Here is an 18,732-nt window from a genome sequence, read left to right as displayed (position 1 = left end):
CCATGCACGGACTGACTCGCGACGACATCGAAAACGCTGCCCGCCAGGTATACCAGGTGATGCCCGCCACCGCCCAATATGCCTGGCCATTGCTGGCCGAACGCTTGGGGTGCACGGTTTGGGTCAAGCACGAAAACCATACCCCCACCGGGGCTTTCAAGGTGCGCGGCGGCATTACCTTCATGCACTGGCTCAAACGTACCCACCCGGACACCCGAGGCGTTGTCACCGCCACCCGCGGCAACCACGGCCAGAGCATCGCCCTGGCGGCCCGGGCGCTGGGCTTGAGGGCGTTGATCGTGGTGCCGCGGGGCAATTCCGTGGAGAAAAACAACGCCATGCGCGGCTTTGGTGGCGAGGTCGTCGAGTTTGGCTGGGATTTCGACGAGGCCCGTGAAGAGGCCGCGCGCCTGGCTGAGGGGCAAGGCCTCTACCTGGTGCCGCCGTACCATCCCGAGTTGATCAAGGGGGTTTCCACTTACGCGCTGGAGTTGTTCAAGGCGGTGCCGGACCTGGACACCGTTTATGTGCCCATCGGTTGCGGATCGGGAGTTTGTGGGGTGATTGCCGCCCGCGATGTGCTGGGCCTCAAGACCCAGGTGGTGGGCGTGGTATCGACTGAAGCGGACGCCGCGAAGTTATCCTTCGAAGCCGGAAAAATACTGGAAACCGCATCGGCCAATACCCTGGCCGACGGTATGGCCGTGCGCAAGCCGATCCCCGAAGCCTTTGCGGTTTATGCGGCGGGTGCGGCGAGGATCGTATCGGTGACGGACGAGGAGGTCAGCGAGGCCATGCGCGTGTATTACAGCGACACCCACAACCTGGCCGAAGGGGCAGGGGCGGCGGCGCTGGCGGCGCTGATGCAGGAGCGTGGGGCCATGGAAGGGACGAAGGTGGGGATCATTCTGACCGGTGGGAATGTCGACCGGCCGGTGTATGCGAAGGTGATTGGCTGAGACGCTAGCCGGCTGCGAGGCCGATTGTTGCCTGGAGCTTCTTCAGGCACGCTCGACCAGCGCCTTGATTTTCTCTGCGGTGCTGTCGTTGAGCGGGGTGTAGACGATCATGCCCAGATCCGGCCGACCGTCGATGGAAAACGCCGAGTGCTCCAACTCGATGTGCCCCAGTTCAGGGTGCAGCAAGCGCTTTACGCTTTCTCCCTCTGCATAACCGTGCACTTCATGATGGCGCCATAACGCTGCGAATTCCGGGCTGACGGTGCAAAGCTCGTCCACCAGTTCGCTGACCTCGGATACCAACCCGGCGCGTGCCACATCCGCTCTGAACGCACCGACCACAAAACGCGACACACTCTCCCAATCATGCTGTTTGGCGCGGACCGCCGGATCGCAGAACAGGAACCGCAGGATATTGCGTTGTCCAACCGGCAGCGTGCTGTAGTCCGTCAGCACGACAGCGGCGGCCCGGTTCCAGGCAATGATGTCCCAAGTGGCACTCTTGATGATGGCCGGGCTGGCCGGCAGGGAATCAAGCACGCGCTGCAGCCTGGGGTTGATGCCTTCCACAGGCGTGTAGTGGACTTCCGGTGGCCGACCCAGCGCCAGCATGTAAAGGTGCTCGTGCTCCGATTGCGTGAGCATCAAGGCGCTGGAGATCCGCTTCAATACGGCGGCAGACGGCGCGCCGCCACGCCCTTGTTCCAACCAGGTGTACCAGGTCGGGCTGATATTGGCCCGCTGGGCCACCTCTTCACGGCGCAGGCCGGTTGTTCGCCTGCGTCCGGTATAGCCCAGGCTGGCAGGGTCGAGACGTGCCCGGCGGCTTCTTAGAAAATCCCCGAGAGAGCTGCCCATATTGGCTGGCATGAGAAGTCCTGTTAGTCATCTTAATAGGATAACGTCACTACTTTAACGGGATAAAGAATGCTCCGATAGTGAATGGGAAACCACCCAGGAGACTCTGCTATGCGAATATTTCTGACGGGCGCGACCGGTTTTATCGGTTCGGCGATTGTTCCTGAACTGCTCAAGGCCGGGCACGAGGTCATTGGCATGGCCCGTTCGGAGGCGGGCGCACAGGCACTGCTCGACGCAGGGGCTGAAGTGCATCGCGGCGATTTGGAGGACCCCGAGAGCCTACGCGCCGGTGCGGCGAAGGCCGACGGTGTTATCCATACGGCTTTCGACCATGATTTCTCGAGGTTTGTCGCCAATTGTGAAAAGGACAAGCGTGCCATTGAGGCGCTGGGGTCCGCACTCGCGGGTTCCAATCGTCCCCTGATCATTACCTCCGGGACCGGGTTGGGCAGCTCCGCACATGGGGTACTGGCGACCGAAGATGTCTGCAATACCAGCCATCCCAATCCACGCGTCGCGTCCGAGCTGGCGGGAAATGTTTTGTTGGAAGCAGGCGTCAACCTGTCGGTGGTGCGATTACCCCAAGTCCACAACACGCTCAAGCAGGGCCTTATCACACCGCTTGTTGCCGTTGCGCGCGAAAAGGGCATCTCGGCGTACGTGGGTGAAGGCCGTAACCGTTGGCCGGCGGGCCATCTCTTCGATGCCGCGCGTCTATACCGCCTAGCCCTGGAGAAAGGCGAGCCGGGGGCGCGTTATCACGCCGTCGGCGAAGAAGGCGTCGGCAGTCGCGAAATAGCCGAGGCGATTGGCCGGGGTCTGAATGTACCGGTGGTGTCGATCACGGCTCAGGAAGCCGTGGCGCACTTTGGCTGGCTGGAGATGTTCGTCAGTCTGGATATGCCGGCTTCCAGTGCCCAGACACAAGCACGCCTGGGTTGGCATCCGACAGGGCCGCTGCTGATCGCCGATCTTGACGAAGCACATTTCTAAGAGCCATTCAGGGGGCAGTTTTCTACCCCCCCCCCTTGCGATCTGTCGCGGAACCTGTGGAAGCGCCCTGGAGCGGGCGATCGTACTGACACATGGGCTGCGCGACAGTCACCTCGCACGATGAAATTGCGATCCCGCACCGTTATCGACTAATATACGATTCATATATATTTCATATTGGATAAGTCGATGGGCATCGTAAAAATTTCAGAGGGTATGCATGAGCATCTGCGCGTCGCCAGCGATGCCTTGAGTCGTTCGATCAATGCCCAGGCCGAGCACTGGATGCGCATCGGCATGCTGGCGGAGCTGTATCCCGACCTGGATCACCGCGACATCAGTCGTTTGCTGATTCGGGCCGAACTGGCCGGCGGCCTTGATTTGAAGCAGCTGTGTGCGCTTGCCGATCTTTCCCAAGGCTCCCAGGTCCATGCGGCACCAGGAGCCCAGCAATGAAAACCAACGTCAAGATCAATACCCAGGCGGAAATAGCCCTGTCCGGCGCGGCGGGCAAACTGGCCGCCGAGGTGCTGGCCATGATCACGCCCCACGTCAAGGCGGGTGTTACCACCGACGAGCTGGATCAGCTTTGCCACGATTACATCGTCAATGTGCAGAAGGCCATTCCCGGTAATGTCGGCTACCACGGCTTCCCGAAAACCGTGTGTGCCTCTGTCAACGAGGTGGTCTGCCACGGCATTCCTTCGGCCAAGGTGCTGAAGGATGGCTGGTATGGCGACACCAGCCGCATGTACTTCGTCGGTGAGCCCAGCCCGCAGGCTCGGCGTCTGGTCAAGACCACGTATGAAGCCATGTGCGCGGGTATTCGCATGGTCCGCCCCGGCGCGACGCTGGGCGATATCGGTCACGCGATTCAGAGCGTTGCCGAGCGCGACGGCTTCAGTGTGGTGCGCGAGTACTGCGGCCATGGTATCGGCAAGATCTACCACGATGAGCCACAGGTCCTGCATTACGGCTATCCGGGTCAGGGCCTGACACTGAAAGCCGGGATGATTTTCACCATTGAACCCATGCTCAATGCCGGCAAGCGCCATGTGAAAACCCTGAGCGATGGCTGGACGGTGGTCACCAAGGATCAGACCCTCTCGGCCCAGTGGGAACATATGGTGGCGGTCACCGACGACGGCTTCAAGGTGTTGACGCCTTGGCCTGACAGCGTCGACGACTATCCCGCCATTGTTCAGGCGCCTATCAGGTCATCGTAAGCAGGCAGCGCCTGCGGGAAGTGTGACTGGTGACGCCCAATGATACGATTGTGGCGTGCTCACTTCCCTCTAAGGCAGTAATGGTTCATGAAGCCCAGTTTCGAGAAGGTACCCAGCGCAGCGGATACTTCCTGGACCTTGCTGAACAGGCGCCTTGCGCAGGCGATACCCTTTGAGTGGCACCATCATCCTGAGTACGAGCTGACCCTCACGTTGAATAGTCGAGGGCATCGCTATATCAGTAATGATGTGGCGCTGTACGACGATGGCGATCTGGTCCTGATCGGCCCTAACGTCCCACACAGTTGGTCCTCCGCCGAACTTATTGATCCGACCGGACCGCACATTGCCTTGGTCATCTGGTTCTCCGAGGCTTGGGTGCAGGCTCTGGTCAAACTGTGCCCGGAGATGGGGGCTGTCCGCGCCTTGTTGGTAGCCGCTCGGAATGCCCTGCGTTTCAGTGACGCCGCTTCTGGCGAACTGCGCCCTATCATCGAAGCGATGGTGGATCAGGACGCTACGCAACGGCTGATCTCACTGCTGACGGTGCTGAACAGGCTCGCCCGGGATGTGCATGCCGAGAAAATTGCCCCCGCCTGCAGCACTCAGGCCTTCACTGCAATCACCGAAGATGCTCGTATCCATCGGGCCCTTGATTACATTCACGACCACTATGCGAGTGCGCTGAGTCTTTCAGCGTTGGCGGAGATGGCCTGCGTCAGCGTTTCAGCCTTTCATCGAATGTTCAGGAGGCACACGCGGTGTACGGTGTTGGAGTACATCGTCCGGTTGCGCGTCGGACACGCCTGCGCATTGTTGATGCAAGGCAACGTGGCCGTTTCGATCATTGCCGGGCGGGTGGGGTACTCGTCCCAAGCGCTTTTCAACCGGCAGTTCAAGGCGCAAAAGGGCATGACCCCTTCGGAGTTCCGGCAGCGGCACGGGCACCATTTCCAATAAGCCTGCCCATGGCGACCTGTCAGGCCGTTAATCGAATGGCGCCATGGGCGCAAGGAAGGAAGCCAGAATCGTATTGCTCAACGCTTGAAATGTGGCTGCCGCCAAGCACCGCCCAATGTTTTGATGCCTGTACGAACAATAAGACGCAGGTGTCTCATGAATCAGTATCAAGCATTCGAAAGCGCGACGCTCCCGGACAACTACAAGGACAGCATCGTCAAAATGAAAAAGACCTTGCGCGCGCAGATAGGCGATGTGGAGTCCTTGTTTGCCGAAGTCTGTGGGTTCATTACGGCCGAGATCGCCTCGATCAAGGCGCAGGAGGCTCTGACCGGTTCCGGATGGCCAGTCCTAGAATTTGACGCCATCGCCGCGGGTGAGGTGAGCGAAGAGCAACTTGCAGGAATCAGGCGCCGGGGCTGTCTGCTGATCAAAAATCACTTCCCCAGAGAGCAGGTCCTGGCATGGGACAAGGGGCTTCTGGAGTACTTGGACAAGAATGACTTCGACCGGATTTATCGCGGGCCGGTCGATCAATTCTTTGGCAACCTCGAGGCCTCGCGGCCGGAGATTTTTCCGATCTATTGGTCGGTTTCACAGATGCAACTGCGCCAGGATGCGCGCATGGGCACCGCGCAGTCATTTCTGAACCGGCTGTGGAAAATTCATTCCCAAGGTCAGCAGTGGTTCAACCCGGATATCAACGCGCTTTACCCGGATCGCGTACGCCGTCGTCCACCCGGAACCACTTCCCGGGGGCTGGGGCCACATACCGACTCGGGGGCGTTGGAGCGCTGGCTGCATCCTGCCTACTTGAAGGTCTTCGACAAAATCTACCGCAATGACTTCAAGTCTTACGACCCTTGGGATGCAGCGTATCGTACCGAGGTAGACGAGTATGCCTACAAAGACACGGTGAAATGCTCCGCATTCAGGACCTTTCAAGGCTGGACCGCATTATCCGATATGCGCGCCGATCAAGGTGTATTGCATACCTTGCCGATCCCCAAGGCCATGGCCTACATGCTCCTGCGTCCCTTGCTCGATGATGTGCCGGAGGATGAGCTGTGTGGCGTCGCGCCGGGCAAGGTACTGCCGGTTTCGCAACAGTGGCATCCGCTGCTGGTCCAGGGGCTGACGCCCATCCCCGATGTGCAGGCGGGGGACTCGGTTTGGTGGCACTGCGATGTTATCCATAGTGTTGCGCCCGTGGAGGATCAAGAGGGCTGGGGTAACGTCATGTATGTGCCCGCAGCCCCGATGTGCCCGAAAAACCGCCAATATGCCAAGGACGTTTGCCGAGCGTTCGAGGCCGGCGAGTCGCCGGATGATTTTCCGCCTGAACACTACGAAGCGTCATGGAAGGGCCGTTTCACGGTTGAGCAGTTGAACGCCTTCGGGCGCAACGGTTTGGGCCTATCCTGAAGGGGGGCTTGCATCGTGAGCGCCTCTCATGACCAGAAATGTGAGGTGTCGGTGAAAATCGCATAAGCTACATCACATCATTTCAACCACACGGAAGGGTTTCATGATCACAAAAGCGACCTCGTTTCTAAGGACCGAATGGGCGAATGCCAAGCTCAAGCTCGGCCATGTGGTGCTTTTTGTGGCAGCGGTCTGTATCTCATTGATCGCGATCAGCATCTGGGGGATGTTCAACTCTTTGGAGTACCACTTGCATGACAAAGAGATCCAGATGTCAAACCTTTCCAAGGCCTTGTCATCCAGTATCGCGGCGACGCTCACTCAAGCTGACACGGTGATATTGGGTATTCAGGGACAAGTGGAAGTTGAGGGCACCGGGGCGCAGACCCTGGAAAGGTTGGGGGCGATACTGAAAAACCAACAAAAAAGCCTGCCGCAAGTCCATGGTTTTTTTATTTATGACGAGCAGGGGCGCTGGTTATTCAACTCAAACGGCGCAACTCCGCCGGGCCTCAACAATTCGGATCGCGACTATTTTATCTACCATCGCGATCATGCCAGCTCGGCGCCCTATATTGGCCCCTCCATACGCAGTCGCTCAACAAATGAATGGGTCATGACCATCTCGCGGAGGCTCAATCACCCGGACGGCAGTTTTGCCGGAGTGACCATCGCCACGATCTATCTTAACTATTTTCTCAGTCTCTATGACGGCATCGACATGGGAGCCAATGGGCTGATCAATCTGGCTTCCTCCACAGGGCGTATCGTCGTACGCAAACCTTTTCGCGACGCTGATATCGGCACCGATATTTCAACGGGGGAAGTCTTTGCGTTGCTAAAGCCTGAGATCAGCTCGGGCACTGCTACCATAAGGTCATTTATTGACCACGTTGAGCGGGTCATCAGCTTTCAGCGGGTCAATGGCTACCCCCTGGTGGTGATTGCGGCCTTTGACAGAAGTGAAATACTGGCGGATTGGCGTAACGAATCCTTTGCCAGCTTTCTTATTTCATCGGTATTGCTGATTGCGCTCAGCGTTCTTGGCTATCGGCTGATCAAACTCATGAGCCAGCAGATTCAGGCGCAAAAGGAATTGCTGCGCTCTGAAAAAAATTATATCGAGGCCAACAAGGCGCTCGGGCAACTAGCGCTCGAGGATAGCCTGACGGGCCTGCCGAATCGCCGTAAGTTTGACTTGTTTATCAGGGCGGAGGTCAACAAGGCAAGACGCAGACCTGATGACATTGCCCTGATCATGATCGACGTGGATCTGTTTAAAAAATACAACGATCATTACGGTCATGTGCAAGGCGATGAGTGTTTGAAGGTGGTCAGCGCCATTATCAAGAAAAACATCACACGAGAAGGCGATCTGGCCGCGCGGTATGGAGGAGAGGAGTTTGCCATCGTCCTCTCGAATACAGACTACGTGGGTGCCTTTATTATCGCCGAAAGAATTCGAACTGAAGTGGAGGGTTGTTCCATTCAACATGATGAATCGCCGGCCAAAGTCGTCACCATCAGTGTGGGCATCAGTGCGTTATCAGGCTCAAGAATGGACACGCCTGAGAACTTGATCGATATCGCTGACAAGGCACTGTATGTCGCCAAGACCAGTGGTAGAAATCGGACCGTTATTTCCAATCATCTTTCGGATGCGACGGTTTGAGCTGAAACGGCCAAGTGCCGACGGCATTCAAGCGCTTGCCAACCACGCCTGTTGGCGGGCCCGAAGCGAATCCGCGGACTCACCCACCAGCTTCGCTTAGACGCCGGTGGCCTGTGGTTTTCGGGGAGTACTACAGCTGGACGTTCAGGCGATGGTTGACCACATCCAGGAGCACCTCGGCACCTTTGATCAACTGATCGTCATCGGTGTGCTCGCGCGGGTTGTGGCTGATGCCGCCACGGCTGGGTACGAAGATCATCGCCGACGGGGCAATTCTCGCAATCATCTGTGCGTCATGGCCCGCGCCCGAGGTCATGCGCTTGTGGCTGAAGCCGAAACTCTGGGCGCTGGCTTCGATCTCGTCGGCCAGGCCGGCGTCGAATATCACCGGTTGGAAGCGCACCAGTTGTGTGGTGCTGATATGCACGCCCTCGGCCTCCGAAATTTTGGCAAGGAACCGGGAAAGTCGTTGTTCGGCGGCTGCCAGCCGTGCTTCATCGGGGTCACGCAGGTCCACGCTGAAGCTGGCCTTGCGCGGTATGACGTTGATCACATTCGGCTCGAAATTCATGCAGCCGACGGTGGCCAGGGTGGTGTCGTCCGAGTCCATGGCGATCTTGCGCAGTTCGGCCACCACCGCGCTGGCGACGTAGCCGGCGTCATGACGCAAGCGGGTAGGGGTGGTGCCCGCGTGGTTGGCATTGCCTTGCACGATCACCTGTTGCCAGGAGATTCCCTGGAGGTTTTCCACCACGCCGATCAAGGTGTTTTCCGCCTCGAGGATCGGCCCCTGCTCGATATGCAGTTCCAGGTATTCGTGGGGGACGATGGCGCCCGGTTGCAGGTCGCCGGCATAGCCGATGCGTGCCAGCTCTTCGGCGAGGCGCGTGCCGTCCGTGCCGATGGTGGCCAAGGCGTCCTCAATCGACAGTCCCCCGGAGTACACCAGTGAGCCCATCATATCCGGCTGGTAGCGAACACCTTCCTCATTGGTAAACGCACCGATGACAATGGCGCGCGCCGGCAGCACCCCGGCCTCGCGGAAGGCGCGCGCCACGGCCAGACCGGCCAGCACCCCATAGCAGCCGTCCAGCGCCCCGGCATTGGTCACCGTGTCGATGTGCGAGCCGATCATCAGCGGGGCTTGTCTACCTTGATCGGCAGCGCTACGGAGTGTGCCGAAGATGTTGCCGATTCGGTCAATCTGGATCTCCAGATCCAGCTCTTTCATCCAGGCTACGAGTTGGTCGCGCGCGGACTTATCCGCATCGGTCAGCGCAATTCGGGTGCGTCCGCCGTTCAAGGGATCAGTGCCGACTTCGCCCAAGGTACGGAGTTGCTGAAGGAGAATCGTGCCGTTCAGGCGAAGGTCGGGAAACGGGCTCATAGGGCTCTCCGGGCAGTTGATGGTCCGGCCTGTTCATGAGTGGACGGCGGTTATCGGGTAAATATTATTTCAAGGGTACGCACTTATTTATTGATTTTTGGTGGATAAATGGATTTTTATTCCATTTTTAGCGCTGTCCCCGAAGAGCCTGGGTTACGGGCTGACGGTCATCGCGGCGGTGGAGGTGGAGAATGAGCGCTTGAGCGCCTACAACCCCTGGCTGCTACGAATCAGATCATAGGCCCGGCGCACCAGTGGATTGACCGTGTTGGGGCGGATCCACAGGTGATAGGTCACATCCGGCAAACGCGGCAAGCCATCGTTTTCCCCCAGTACCCGCATATCCGGCCCCAGCAGCTCCATGCTGCGCGGCGTCACCCCGAGTCCGGCACGAATCGCCGCCTTGATGCCGATCAGGTTCGAGGCCAGGTAGGCCTGGCGCCAGGCAATCCCCTCACGCTCCAGTGCTTCCATGGCATAGCGCCGGTAGATACTCGGTTCTTCCACCAGGATCAGTGGCAGCGGTTCGCTGGGGACATGGATGTACTGCGCCGAACAGATCCACCACACCGGCGAGGTGCGCAGGGCAAAACCTTGCAGCCGCGAGTCTTCGCGGGTGGAAATGACCATGTCGATCTTGCCCCGGTGCAGGTCTTCCATCAGGTAGGGGCTGCGGCCGACATCGATTTCCAGGCGCAGGCGCGGTGCCGAGCGGGCGATATGGCTGAGGATCGGCGGCAGGATGGTGTCGGCGATATCGTGGGGCGAACCGATGCGCAGCACGCCACTCAAGTGGCTTTCCTGCAGGGCATTGAGCGCCTCGTCATTCAGCGACAACAGTTGCCGGGCATGACGCAGTAACTGCCGCCCCGGCTCGGTCAGCTGTTTCTGCCGGCCCTGTTTCTGGAACAGGCTGACGCCCACCTGCTGTTCCAGGCGTTGCATCTGCTGGGTCACGGACGATTGCGTGCGCGCCAGGTGCTGGCCGGCTTCGGCAAAACTGTGATGGTCCACCACCGCGACGAAGGTGCGCAGCAGTTCCAGGTCCAGGGTCGGAGAGGGCATGGCGGCTCGAATTCATATCAAGGGCGTTCGCCAATAGATTACAGATGCTGATGTATTTGGCGAGTCTAAATTATTCGGATCGCTGAAAGCCCCAGTAAACAGGGGATATGCCGTTTTTCTCAAAAGCTAATAACCAGAAAGTTATAACAATATTAGATATTTGAATTTCCGTTCGTCCCTGGCGCTCCCTAGCATGCAGGTCAACAAGGTCGGGATACGCCGATTGCCATCGAGGGGATAGTCATGTCGTTCAAGCGCACACCGGGCCAACGCCTGCTTCCTGCTGTTATCGGCGCCGTGCTGGCGTTGGGGGCGGTGGCTGCGGCCCAGGCCGATGCCACCCTGGACAAGATCGAGCAGCGCCACAAACTGGTGGTCGGCGTGCTGTTGTCCGGCGGGCCCTTCGGTTCCATCGATCCGTCGACCCAGGCGCCCAAGGGCCTCAATGTCGATTTGGCCAATGCCCTGGGCCAGGACCTGAAGGTTGATGTCGAACTGGTGCCGGTGCTGCCGGCCAACCGCGTGCAGTTTCTGCAGCAGGGCAAGGTCGACCTGCTGATCGCCAATATGGAATGGACGCCGGAGCGCGACGGCCAGTTGGGGCATGTGCCGACGCCGTTCTACAGGGTCGGCGGTACCGCGGCGGTGTTGAAGAGCAGCAAGGTCACTCGCTGGGAAGACCTCAAGGGGCAGCCGGTGTGCACTTCCCAGGGCAGCAGCTATGTCAAGCCGTTGAGCGAGCTGGGCGCGCAGTTGAAAGCCTTCAAGAGTTCTTCGGAGTCCCTGCTGGCACTGCGCGGCAACAACTGCGTGGCGGCGGTCCACGATGCGACGCTGATCAATCCGCTGCTGGCGGGCAACCCGGAGTGGCAGGACTATCGCGCCATCACTCCGGAGTTGAACCCGGCCCCGTCGGTGATCTGGACCCGTCAGGGCGAGGTCGATACGCAGAAGCGCTTGGACACGGTGGTCCAGGGCCTGCACCGCAGCGGCTGGCTGATCGAGGCCGAGAGCCGTAATCAGATCTCGCCGAAGTCGCCGGCGCTGGTGGAACTGCATAACCAGTTCAAGGGTTGAGCGTACGCGTAACGTTTTTGGCGCACTTGAGGGCCTCTTCGCGGGCAAGCTCCGCTCCCACAGGTTTTGTGTCATACGCATGATGTGTGTTCGACGCGAACAGTGTGGGAGCGGAGCTTGCCCGCGAAGGCGGACTCCCGATCGCCCGACTTCTCAAGGATACCCCGCAATGTTCAAGTACTTGCCCATCGCCCTGGCGCTCTTCGCCTCCCTGGCCCAGGCCGATGCCACCCTCGACAAGATCCAGTCGCGGCACAAGATCAGTATCGGCGTGATCCTCAGCGGTCCACCGTTCGGCACCATCGACCCGGCCACCGGTGCTCATCAGGGCTATAACGTCGAGCTCGCCAAGGGCCTGGCCCAGCGCCTCGGCGTGGAGCTGGAAAGCGTCTCGGTACTGGCACCCAACCGCGTGCAGTTCCTGCAACAGGGCAAGGTCGATGCGCTGATCGCCAATATGCAGTTCACCGAAGAACGCGCCGAGATCCTCGACTATGTGCCCACGCCTTACGAAGAAGTCGGCGGTGCGGCGCTGATTCGCAAGGGCGCCGGCATCACCCGTTGGGAAGACCTCAAGGGCAAGCCGGTCTGCGTTTCCCAGGGCAGCAATTTCACCAAGCCATTGCAGGAAGTCTATGGCGCGCAGATCAAGGCCTTCCGCAGCCAGTCCGAATCGCTGCTGTCCCTGCGCGGCAATGGCTGCGTGGCCGCGGTCCACGTCAGCCCGACCATGCACAGCCTGCTCGACGAGGCCGAATGGTCCGGCTACGAGATCCCGCTGCCCACCGACCTGATCCCGTCGAATTCGGTGATCTGGGTGCGCAAGGGCGAAAAGGATATCCAGGCCCGTCTCGACGCGATTGTCCGTGACTGGCACCGCAGTGGCTGGCTGATCGAGCTGGGCAAGCGCACCGGCATGCCGCCCTCTCAAGCGCTGCTGCAGTTGCATGAGCAGTTCAAGGATGCGGCTCCACTGGCGCAGCTTCCATGAGTGGGTTGTTCGCGCAGTTGCAACAACTGCTGGGCGCGGCCCATGTCCAGGACTCCATCGCCGGGAGCGCGTTCCTCAGCGACAAGCACCGTGTCTACCATGGCCGGGTCGTCGCCGTGGTGCATCCGGCCAGTACCGAGGAAGTCGCCGCCGTGGTGCGGGTCTGCGCCCACCATGGTGCGCCGCTGGTGGTGCAGGGTGGCAATACCGGCCTGATGGGCGCGGCCACTCCGGACGCCACGGGCAACAGCGTGTTGGTGTTGCTCGACCGCATGAACCGCATCCGCCAGATCGATACCGACAATGACACCGTTACCGTCGAGGCCGGCTGTATCCTGCAGAACCTGCAGGACGCGGCCCGTAACGCCGGGCGCCTGTTTCCCCTGAGCCTGGGTGCGCAAGGCAGTTGCACCCTGGGCGGCAATCTCGGCACCAATGCCGGCGGCATCGGTGTGTTGCGTTATGGCAATACCCGCGAGCTGACCCTGGGCCTGGAAGTGGTGACCGCCGACGGCGATATCTGGAACGGCTTGCGCGGTCTGCGCAAGGACAATACCGGCTACGACCTGCGCGACCTGTTTATCGGCAGCGAAGGCACCCTGGGCATTATCACCGCCGCCACCTTGAAACTCTTTCCGCTGCCCAAGGCCCAGAGCACTGCGTTGCTGGCATTCGACTCCCTGGAGCAGGCGGTGACCTTCCTGTCCCATGCCCGCGCCGGTTTTGGCGCCGACCTGACGGCTTTCGAACTGATGTCCGCCGCCTGCCTGGCGTTGTTGCGCCAGCAATTTCCCGATGACCCGCAACCCTTCGCCCAGGCACCGCAAGCCTGGTTCGCGTTGCTGGAGCTGTCCGACAACCACAGCGCCGAACATGCCCGTGATGCTTTCGAGCGGGTGCTGGGCGAGGCCTTCGAGCTGAATCTGTTGGCCGATGCGCTGATTGCCGAAAGCCTGGCCCAGAGCGCCGCGCTGTGGCAGTTGCGGGAAAACATGAGCGAAGCCCAGGCCCGCGAGGGGCGCAATATGAAGCACGATATCTCGCTGCCGATCTCGCGCATCGCCGACTTCGTCCGCGAGACCGATGCCTTGTTGCAGGAACATTTCCCCGGCGTGCGCAACCTGACTTTCGGCCACCTCGGCGACGGCAACCTGCACTACAACGTCGCCGCGCCCCTCGGCCAGCCGGTCGAAGCGCATATGGCCCACTATGCGGTACTCAGCGCCCTGGTGCATCGCAATACCCACGCCCACGGCGGTTCCATCAGCGCCGAGCACGGTATCGGCCAACGCAAGCGCGCGTTGCTGGCCGAGGTCAAGAGCCCGGTGGAGCTGGACCTGATGCGCCGAATCAAACAGGCCCTCGATCCCCGTGGGTTGCTCAATCCAGGCAAGGTGCTGCCATGACTGTTCGACTGTCCAAACGGGTGCAGAAGGTCTCGCTGTCGGCCAATGCGGCGGCCAAGTCCCGGGCCACGGCCTTGCGCGACGGCGGTCGCGACGTGCTTGACCTGACCACCGGCGAGCCGGATTTCGATACCCCGTTGCATATCAAGGAAGCGGCCTGTGCGGCCATCGCCGCCGGCGCGACCAAATACACCGCGACCCCGGGCGTACCGGCGCTGCGCGAGGCGGTGCGGCGCAAACTCCAGCGCGAAAATCGCCTCGACTATGGCGTGCCCCAGATCGTGATCGCCAACGGTGCGAAACAGATCATCTTCAATGCCTTCGCCGCGACCCTCGACGAGGGTGACGAAGTGCTGGTGCCGGTGCCGTACTGGCCGTCTTTCCCGGACAGCGTGCGGATCAATGGCGGCGAACCGGTGTTTATCCACTCGACCCTGGAGCAGGGCTGCAAGCTGACTCCGGCGCAGCTCAACGGCCTGATTGGCGAGCGCACCCGCTGGCTGATCCTCAACAGCCCGGGCAACCCCAGCGGTGCGGTCTACAGCGCCGATGAACTGAGTGCGCTGGCCGAGGTGCTGCGCCGCCATCCCCAGGTGCTGGTGCTGCTCGACGAGCTGTACGAGCACATTCGTTTCGACGGCCAGGCGCCGCTGAACCTGCTCAATGTCGCGCCGGATCTGCAGGAGCGCTGTCTGCTGGTGGGCGGGGTGTCCAAGACCTATGCCATGACCGGCTGGCGCATCGGCTTTGGCGCCGGTCCCCAGGCACTGACCACGGCCATGAGCGTGGTCCAGTCGCAATCGGCGTCCGGTGCTTCGTCGGTCAGTCAGGCGGCGGCCCTGGCGGCTTATGAAGGCGGGCTGGATTTCCTCAAGCCGCAAGTGGCGGCCTATCAGGAGCGCCGCGATCTACTGGTGGCCGCCTTGAGCGAAGTCGACGGGCTCGAAGTGCTGCAACCCGAGGGCGGTTTTTTCGTCTTTGTCCGTTGTGCCGGCCTGATCGGCCGCCTGCGCCCGGACGGCCAGGTCATCGGCAGCGACAACGAACTGGTGGATTATCTGCTGGAGGAGGGCGTCGCCGGGGTCGCGGGGAGTGCCTATGGCTTGTCGCCGTGGTTCCGTCTGTCGATCGCCACGGCCACCGACAGCGTGCGTGAGGCCGGCCGCCGGATTGCCGCCGCCTGTGCCCGGCTGGGCGAGGGCCCGGCGTGATGGAAACCTTTGTGCAGTGGGCCGCCCACCTGGGGCTCAACTACCGCTTCCTGCTGGACGGCTACCAACGCGGCAGCCTGATCGACGGGGCCTGGACCACGCTGCTGCTGTGCGTGCTGACCATTATCGGCAGCCTGCTGGCGGGGCTCACCCTGGCGGCGATGCTGACCAGCGGGAACAAGGCGCTGTCGCGTCCGGCGCGGCTATTTATCGAGGTCACGCGCAATACGCCGACCCTGGTCCAGCTCTACTGCGCCTTCCTGGTGCTGAACATGCTGCTGACCCAGGCGGTGGGCGCGGCCAACCCGCTGACGCCGTTTGCCTGGGTGGTGATCGTGATTTCCCTGCACAAGGGCGCCTTCCATGCCGAAGCCCTGCGCGCCGGGATCGAGGCGGTGCCGGCGGTGACAATGGAGGCCGCCAGTTCCCTGGCCTTCAGTCGTCGCCAGTTGCTGTGGAATGTGCAGTTGCCGCTGGCCCTGCGCTTTGCCCTGCCGTCACTGGTGAACAACCTGATCGACCTGGTGAAGATGACCGCCGTGGCCTCGGCCATTGCCGTCGGTGATATCACCTACGCCTCGATCATGATCTGGACCCAGAGCGACAACGTGCTGGAACTGATGATTCTGATGCTGAGCTTTTTCGGGATCCTGAGTTTTATCGTCAACTGTGTGGGCCGGGCGTTGGAAGCGCGGTTGAGGATGCCCGGTTATGGTCATTGAATCCTTGTGGCAATGGTCGCCGGCGCTGGCCGTGGGCTTTGCGCAGAATATCCTGATCAGCCTGCTGGCGATTGTCATCGGCTCGCTGCTGGGTTTGCTGATCGGTGCGCTGGGGCTGTCGCCGCTGCGGATCCTGCGCCTGCCGGCACGGCTGTGGGTGCAGCTGTTTCGCAACGCGCCCTGGCTGGTGCTGATCTACTTCACCACCTACGTGTTTCCCTTCGAGATCCATATCGGCGGCACCTACCTGCCGTTTCCCGACTGGCTGAAAGTCACCGTCGGCCTGGCGCTGCCGGCCAGTGCCAACGTCGCCGAGATCTTTCGTGGGGCCATCGGCTCGATTCCCGGCACCCAGTGGGAAGCCGCGCGCTCCCTGGCCTTCAGTCGCGGCCAGTTGTTTCGCTCGATCATCCTGCCGCAGTGCTTCAAACGCATGCTACCGCCATGGATGAACCTCTACGCGGTGATCACCATGGGCACGGCGCTGGCGTCGCTGGTGGGCGTGCATGACCTGATCGACACCGCGCAGATCGCCAGCAACACCGTCAACCGCACCGGCTTCACCGTGCTGATCTACTTCAGCGTGCTCGCCTTGTTCTTTGTCTATTGCTACCCGATTTCCCGTCTGACCCAACGCCTGGAGCGACGCTATGCCTTCTACTGAACCCCTCGTCAGCCTGCGCGACCTGCACCTGTCGTTCGGCGCCAACGCGGTGCTCAAGGGCATCGACCTTGATGTGCAGCGTGGCCAGGCAGTGTCCATCATCGGGCCTTCGGGTTCGGGCAAGTCGACGATCCTGCGTTGCATCACCGGGCTGCTCAAACCCCAGCGCGGGACCATTCGCGTCGGCGCCACCGAGGTGCACCAACTGCACCGCGAGGCCGAGCTGATCGAGTTGCGCAAGCGGGTCGGCTTCGTTTTCCAGCAATACAACCTGTTCCCGCACCTGTCGGTGCTGGACAACCTGTTGATCGCCCCGTGCAAGGTGCTGGGCCGCAGCCGTGCCGACGCCGAAAAGGAGGCCCGGCAGTTGCTCGCCAAAGTGCGCATGGAGCACAAGGTCGACGCCTTTCCCGGGCAACTGTCCGGCGGCCAGCAACAGCGGGTGGCGATTGCCCGGGCCCTGGCCATGCGCCCGGAACTGATCCTGTTCGATGAAGTGACCTCGGCCCTCGACCCGGAAACCGTCGGCGAAGTACTGACGGTGATTCGCGAGCTGACCGAAGAGGGCATGACCTGCGTGCTGGTGACCCATGAAATGCGCTTTGCCGAGGAGATCAGCGATCGGGTGTATTTCACCGAAAACGGCCTGATCGTCGAATCCGGCAGCGCCCACCAGGTGTTCCAGCAGCCGCAAAGCGAGCGCACCCGCGAATTCCTCCGGCATGCCCTGGGCGATGCCGGCCGTCGCTATCTGCAACCCGATCCGTATTTGCTGAGCAATATCAGCCGCTACAGCCTGTCCGTCTGACCGTGATCCACCCGATAAGGAGCCTGCCCATGAGCACCACCGAACGCGCCAACGTGATCGAATCTTTCCTGGTGAAAATCCGTACCATCCATCAGCGCGGTGTTGACCGTGCCGCTTTGCAAGAGATCGTCGCCCTGTTGGAAGACCTTGCCGAGCGCCGCGACCTGTTCAACTTCGAAGCCTTTCCGGCACCGGTAGCGGGTGAGGGCAATACTGCCTTCCGCTATCGCCTGAACGACGATGGCGAGACCCCGACCCTGTACCTCAACTCGCTGCTGCCGGGCAAGAACACCATCGCCCACAACCACGAAACCTGGGCGGTGATCAGTGCCGTCGAGGGCCAGGAACTCAACCGCGTCTATGCCCGCGGTGACGACGGCAGCGACCCTCGGCGTGCCGAGCTCAAGCTTGAGCGCGAAGTGGTGGTCCAGCCGGGCACCTCCATCGCTTTCCTCGGTGAAGACCTGCACAGCATCCGTGTCGATGGCGAGCAGGCGACCCTGCATTTCCATCTCTACGGGCGTCCGCTGGAATCCCTCAATGGTCGCTATGGCGTGCAGGACGACGGCAGTATCCTCAACTACAACGCTTCGCAGATGGCGCCTTCGATCAAGGCCTACGCGGCATGATCGACCTCCATTACTGGCCGACGGCCAATGGCTTGAAAGTCGGGATTCTGGTCGAGGAGCTGGGGTTGGAATATCGCCTGCTGCCGGTGAACATCCGCCAGGGTCAGCAGCGTGAAGCGGCGTTCCAGCAGATCAGTGCCAATGGCCGGATTCCGGCCATTGTCGATCACCGGCCGGCCGACAACGGCGAGCCCCTGAGCTTGTTCGAGTCCGGGGCGATTCTCAACTACCTGGCCGACAAGACCGGGCAGTTCCTCCCGCCGGCCGGCAGCTGCGAGCGGCGGCGGGTGCAGGAGTGGCTATTCTGGCAGGTGGGGCATATCACGCCGTACCTGAGCCAGTGGCAGCTGTTCCGGGAAAAGGCCCCGGAGCCGATTCCCTTTGCCCTCGACCTGCTGCGGGGCGAAGCCACCCGGCTGTATGAAGTACTGGAGCGACGCCTGGCCCAGCAGGACTTTGTCGCGGGTGAATACAGCATTGCCGATATGGCGATCTTCCCCTGGATCCAGCCTGCCCGGCAGGGTTTCGACCTGGGCGACTACCCGGCGATCAACGCCTGGCGCGAACGCATCAAGGCCCGTCCGGCGGTGCAGCGTGCCTACGCCAGGGGCCGTGAACTGGCCGCGGGCGAGCGCTCGTTGGTGCTGGAATGAGCTCTTCACTGGAAAGCGGGGTT

The 18,732-nt window shown here is 61.1% G+C and carries 19 protein-coding genes; 16 read left to right on the top strand and 3 right to left on the bottom strand.

Translation table 11 applies throughout. The features are described from left to right. The first annotated feature begins 2 nt into the window (after positions 1-2). Positions 3-959 (top strand): threonine dehydratase, encoded by a 957-nt coding sequence (locus tag HX830_RS04790; RefSeq protein WP_177099129.1) that lies wholly within the window; start codon positions 3-5, stop codon positions 957-959. Positions 960-1,001: 42 nt separating this feature from the next. Here the strand turns inward: HX830_RS04790 and HX830_RS04785 are convergent, their stop codons facing one another. After that, complete coding sequence (locus tag HX830_RS04785; protein ID WP_218171209.1) at positions 1,002-1,817, bottom strand: helix-turn-helix transcriptional regulator; 816 nt, start codon at positions 1,815-1,817, stop codon at positions 1,002-1,004. Positions 1,818-1,928: 111 nt separating this feature from the next. On the opposite strand from HX830_RS04785, the gene HX830_RS04780 reads away from it, so the two are divergent. The 6 genes from HX830_RS04780 to HX830_RS04755 all read left to right on the top strand — a co-directional run bounded on the left by HX830_RS04780 (position 1,929) and on the right by HX830_RS04755 (position 8,096). Further along, positions 1,929-2,813 (top strand): SDR family oxidoreductase, encoded by an 885-nt coding sequence (locus HX830_RS04780; protein WP_177099127.1) that lies wholly within the window; start codon positions 1,929-1,931, stop codon positions 2,811-2,813. Between the two features lie 189 nt (positions 2,814-3,002). Next, positions 3,003-3,269: a ParD-like family protein gene (locus HX830_RS04775; RefSeq protein ID WP_103494412.1), complete on the top strand. Its 267-nt coding sequence runs from the start codon at positions 3,003-3,005 to the stop codon at positions 3,267-3,269. Beyond that, on the top strand, positions 3,266-4,039 hold the full coding sequence (gene map / locus HX830_RS04770) for a type I methionyl aminopeptidase (protein WP_177099126.1): 774 nt from the start codon (positions 3,266-3,268) through the stop codon (positions 4,037-4,039). The genes HX830_RS04775 and map overlap by 4 nt, the downstream gene beginning before the upstream one ends. A gap of 87 nt (positions 4,040-4,126) precedes the next feature. Continuing rightward, a complete protein-coding gene (locus HX830_RS04765; RefSeq protein WP_103494410.1) occupies positions 4,127-4,999 on the top strand; it encodes a helix-turn-helix domain-containing protein in 873 nt (290 codons plus the stop codon). Positions 5,000-5,155: 156 nt separating this feature from the next. Further along, positions 5,156-6,424, top strand: coding sequence for a DUF1479 domain-containing protein (locus tag HX830_RS04760; protein ID WP_177099125.1), 1,269 nt, complete (start codon positions 5,156-5,158; stop codon positions 6,422-6,424). Positions 6,425-6,527: 103 nt separating this feature from the next. Further along, the gene (locus HX830_RS04755) at positions 6,528-8,096 is read left to right on the top strand and encodes a sensor domain-containing diguanylate cyclase (protein WP_177099124.1); all 1,569 of its coding nucleotides are present in this window, start codon (positions 6,528-6,530) and stop codon (positions 8,094-8,096) included. A gap of 130 nt (positions 8,097-8,226) precedes the next feature. Here HX830_RS04755 and HX830_RS04750 read toward each other — a convergent pair whose 3' ends face one another. After that, positions 8,227-9,483, bottom strand: a complete 1,257-nt coding sequence (locus HX830_RS04750) for a Zn-dependent hydrolase (protein WP_177099123.1) — start codon at positions 9,481-9,483, stop codon at positions 8,227-8,229. 207 nt (positions 9,484-9,690) lie between these two features. Further along, positions 9,691-10,548 (bottom strand): LysR substrate-binding domain-containing protein, encoded by an 858-nt coding sequence (locus tag HX830_RS04745; protein WP_177099122.1) that lies wholly within the window; start codon positions 10,546-10,548, stop codon positions 9,691-9,693. A 243-nt stretch (positions 10,549-10,791) separates the two neighbouring features. On the opposite strand from HX830_RS04745, the gene HX830_RS04740 reads away from it, so the two are divergent. The 9 genes from HX830_RS04740 (at position 10,792) to HX830_RS04700 (ending at position 18,709) form a co-directional block, all read left to right on the top strand. Then, on the top strand, positions 10,792-11,625 hold the full coding sequence (locus HX830_RS04740) for a transporter substrate-binding domain-containing protein (RefSeq protein ID WP_177099121.1): 834 nt from the start codon (positions 10,792-10,794) through the stop codon (positions 11,623-11,625). Positions 11,626-11,794: 169 nt separating this feature from the next. Next, positions 11,795-12,616 (top strand): transporter substrate-binding domain-containing protein, encoded by an 822-nt coding sequence (locus HX830_RS04735; RefSeq protein WP_152739666.1) that lies wholly within the window; start codon positions 11,795-11,797, stop codon positions 12,614-12,616. Then, entirely contained in the window at positions 12,613-14,022 is a 1,410-nt protein-coding gene (locus HX830_RS04730) for an FAD-binding oxidoreductase (RefSeq protein WP_177099120.1), read from the top strand. Before HX830_RS04735 ends, HX830_RS04730 begins: the two co-directional genes overlap by 4 nt. Next, complete coding sequence (locus HX830_RS04725) at positions 14,019-15,233, top strand: aminotransferase class I/II-fold pyridoxal phosphate-dependent enzyme (RefSeq protein ID WP_177099119.1); 1,215 nt, start codon at positions 14,019-14,021, stop codon at positions 15,231-15,233. Before HX830_RS04730 ends, HX830_RS04725 begins: the two co-directional genes overlap by 4 nt. Then, the gene (locus HX830_RS04720) at positions 15,233-15,955 is read left to right on the top strand and encodes an amino acid ABC transporter permease (RefSeq protein WP_177099118.1); all 723 of its coding nucleotides are present in this window, start codon (positions 15,233-15,235) and stop codon (positions 15,953-15,955) included. Before HX830_RS04725 ends, HX830_RS04720 begins: the two co-directional genes overlap by 1 nt. Then, positions 15,945-16,619 carry an amino acid ABC transporter permease gene (locus HX830_RS04715; protein ID WP_103494401.1) on the top strand — a complete coding sequence of 225 codons (675 nt, stop codon included), beginning with the start codon at positions 15,945-15,947 and terminating at the stop codon, positions 16,617-16,619. The genes HX830_RS04720 and HX830_RS04715 overlap by 11 nt, the downstream gene beginning before the upstream one ends. Next, positions 16,606-17,427, top strand: coding sequence for an amino acid ABC transporter ATP-binding protein (locus HX830_RS04710; RefSeq protein ID WP_152739670.1), 822 nt, complete (start codon positions 16,606-16,608; stop codon positions 17,425-17,427). The genes HX830_RS04715 and HX830_RS04710 overlap by 14 nt, the downstream gene beginning before the upstream one ends. 29 nt (positions 17,428-17,456) lie before the next feature. After that, complete coding sequence (locus tag HX830_RS04705) at positions 17,457-18,056, top strand: cysteine dioxygenase (protein ID WP_177099117.1); 600 nt, start codon at positions 17,457-17,459, stop codon at positions 18,054-18,056. Continuing rightward, positions 18,053-18,709 (top strand): glutathione binding-like protein, encoded by a 657-nt coding sequence (locus HX830_RS04700; protein ID WP_177099116.1) that lies wholly within the window; start codon positions 18,053-18,055, stop codon positions 18,707-18,709. Before HX830_RS04705 ends, HX830_RS04700 begins: the two co-directional genes overlap by 4 nt. Positions 18,710-18,732: the final 23 nt, after the last annotated feature.

This window comes from Pseudomonas gingeri (genome assembly GCF_013385425.1).
GTDB classification, from domain to species: Bacteria; Pseudomonadota; Gammaproteobacteria; order Pseudomonadales; family Pseudomonadaceae; genus Aquipseudomonas; species Aquipseudomonas gingeri_D.
The sequence above is the reverse complement of the archived record's forward strand: the minus strand, read 5'-3'. Positions and strand labels throughout refer to the sequence as shown.

Bases quoted from the DNA above. Each gene is read 5' to 3' on its own strand.
- HX830_RS04790 (WP_177099129.1), top strand. From the start codon at position 3: ATGCACGGACTGACTCGCGACGACATCGAAAACGCTGCCCGCCAGGTA.
- HX830_RS04725 (WP_177099119.1), top strand. From the start codon at position 14,019: ATGACTGTTCGACTGTCCAAACGGGTGCAGAAGGTCTCGCTGTCGGCC.
- HX830_RS04780 (WP_177099127.1), top strand. From the start codon at position 1,929: ATGCGAATATTTCTGACGGGCGCGACCGGTTTTATCGGTTCGGCGATT.
- HX830_RS04730 (WP_177099120.1), top strand. From the start codon at position 12,613: ATGAGTGGGTTGTTCGCGCAGTTGCAACAACTGCTGGGCGCGGCCCAT.
- HX830_RS04775 (WP_103494412.1), top strand. From the start codon at position 3,003: ATGGGCATCGTAAAAATTTCAGAGGGTATGCATGAGCATCTGCGCGTC.
- HX830_RS04785 (WP_218171209.1), bottom strand. From the start codon at position 1,817: ATGGGCAGCTCTCTCGGGGATTTTCTAAGAAGCCGCCGGGCACGTCTC.
- HX830_RS04710 (WP_152739670.1), top strand. From the start codon at position 16,606: ATGCCTTCTACTGAACCCCTCGTCAGCCTGCGCGACCTGCACCTGTCG.
- HX830_RS04760 (WP_177099125.1), top strand. From the start codon at position 5,156: ATGAATCAGTATCAAGCATTCGAAAGCGCGACGCTCCCGGACAACTAC.
- HX830_RS04705 (WP_177099117.1), top strand. From the start codon at position 17,457: ATGAGCACCACCGAACGCGCCAACGTGATCGAATCTTTCCTGGTGAAA.
- HX830_RS04735 (WP_152739666.1), top strand. From the start codon at position 11,795: ATGTTCAAGTACTTGCCCATCGCCCTGGCGCTCTTCGCCTCCCTGGCC.
- HX830_RS04745 (WP_177099122.1), bottom strand. From the start codon at position 10,548: ATGCCCTCTCCGACCCTGGACCTGGAACTGCTGCGCACCTTCGTCGCG.
- HX830_RS04720 (WP_177099118.1), top strand. From the start codon at position 15,233: ATGGAAACCTTTGTGCAGTGGGCCGCCCACCTGGGGCTCAACTACCGC.
- HX830_RS04750 (WP_177099123.1), bottom strand. From the start codon at position 9,483: ATGAGCCCGTTTCCCGACCTTCGCCTGAACGGCACGATTCTCCTTCAG.
- HX830_RS04755 (WP_177099124.1), top strand. From the start codon at position 6,528: ATGATCACAAAAGCGACCTCGTTTCTAAGGACCGAATGGGCGAATGCC.
- HX830_RS04740 (WP_177099121.1), top strand. From the start codon at position 10,792: ATGTCGTTCAAGCGCACACCGGGCCAACGCCTGCTTCCTGCTGTTATC.
- HX830_RS04700 (WP_177099116.1), top strand. From the start codon at position 18,053: ATGATCGACCTCCATTACTGGCCGACGGCCAATGGCTTGAAAGTCGGG.
- HX830_RS04715 (WP_103494401.1), top strand. From the start codon at position 15,945: ATGGTCATTGAATCCTTGTGGCAATGGTCGCCGGCGCTGGCCGTGGGC.
- HX830_RS04765 (WP_103494410.1), top strand. From the start codon at position 4,127: ATGAAGCCCAGTTTCGAGAAGGTACCCAGCGCAGCGGATACTTCCTGG.
- map (WP_177099126.1), top strand. From the start codon at position 3,266: ATGAAAACCAACGTCAAGATCAATACCCAGGCGGAAATAGCCCTGTCC.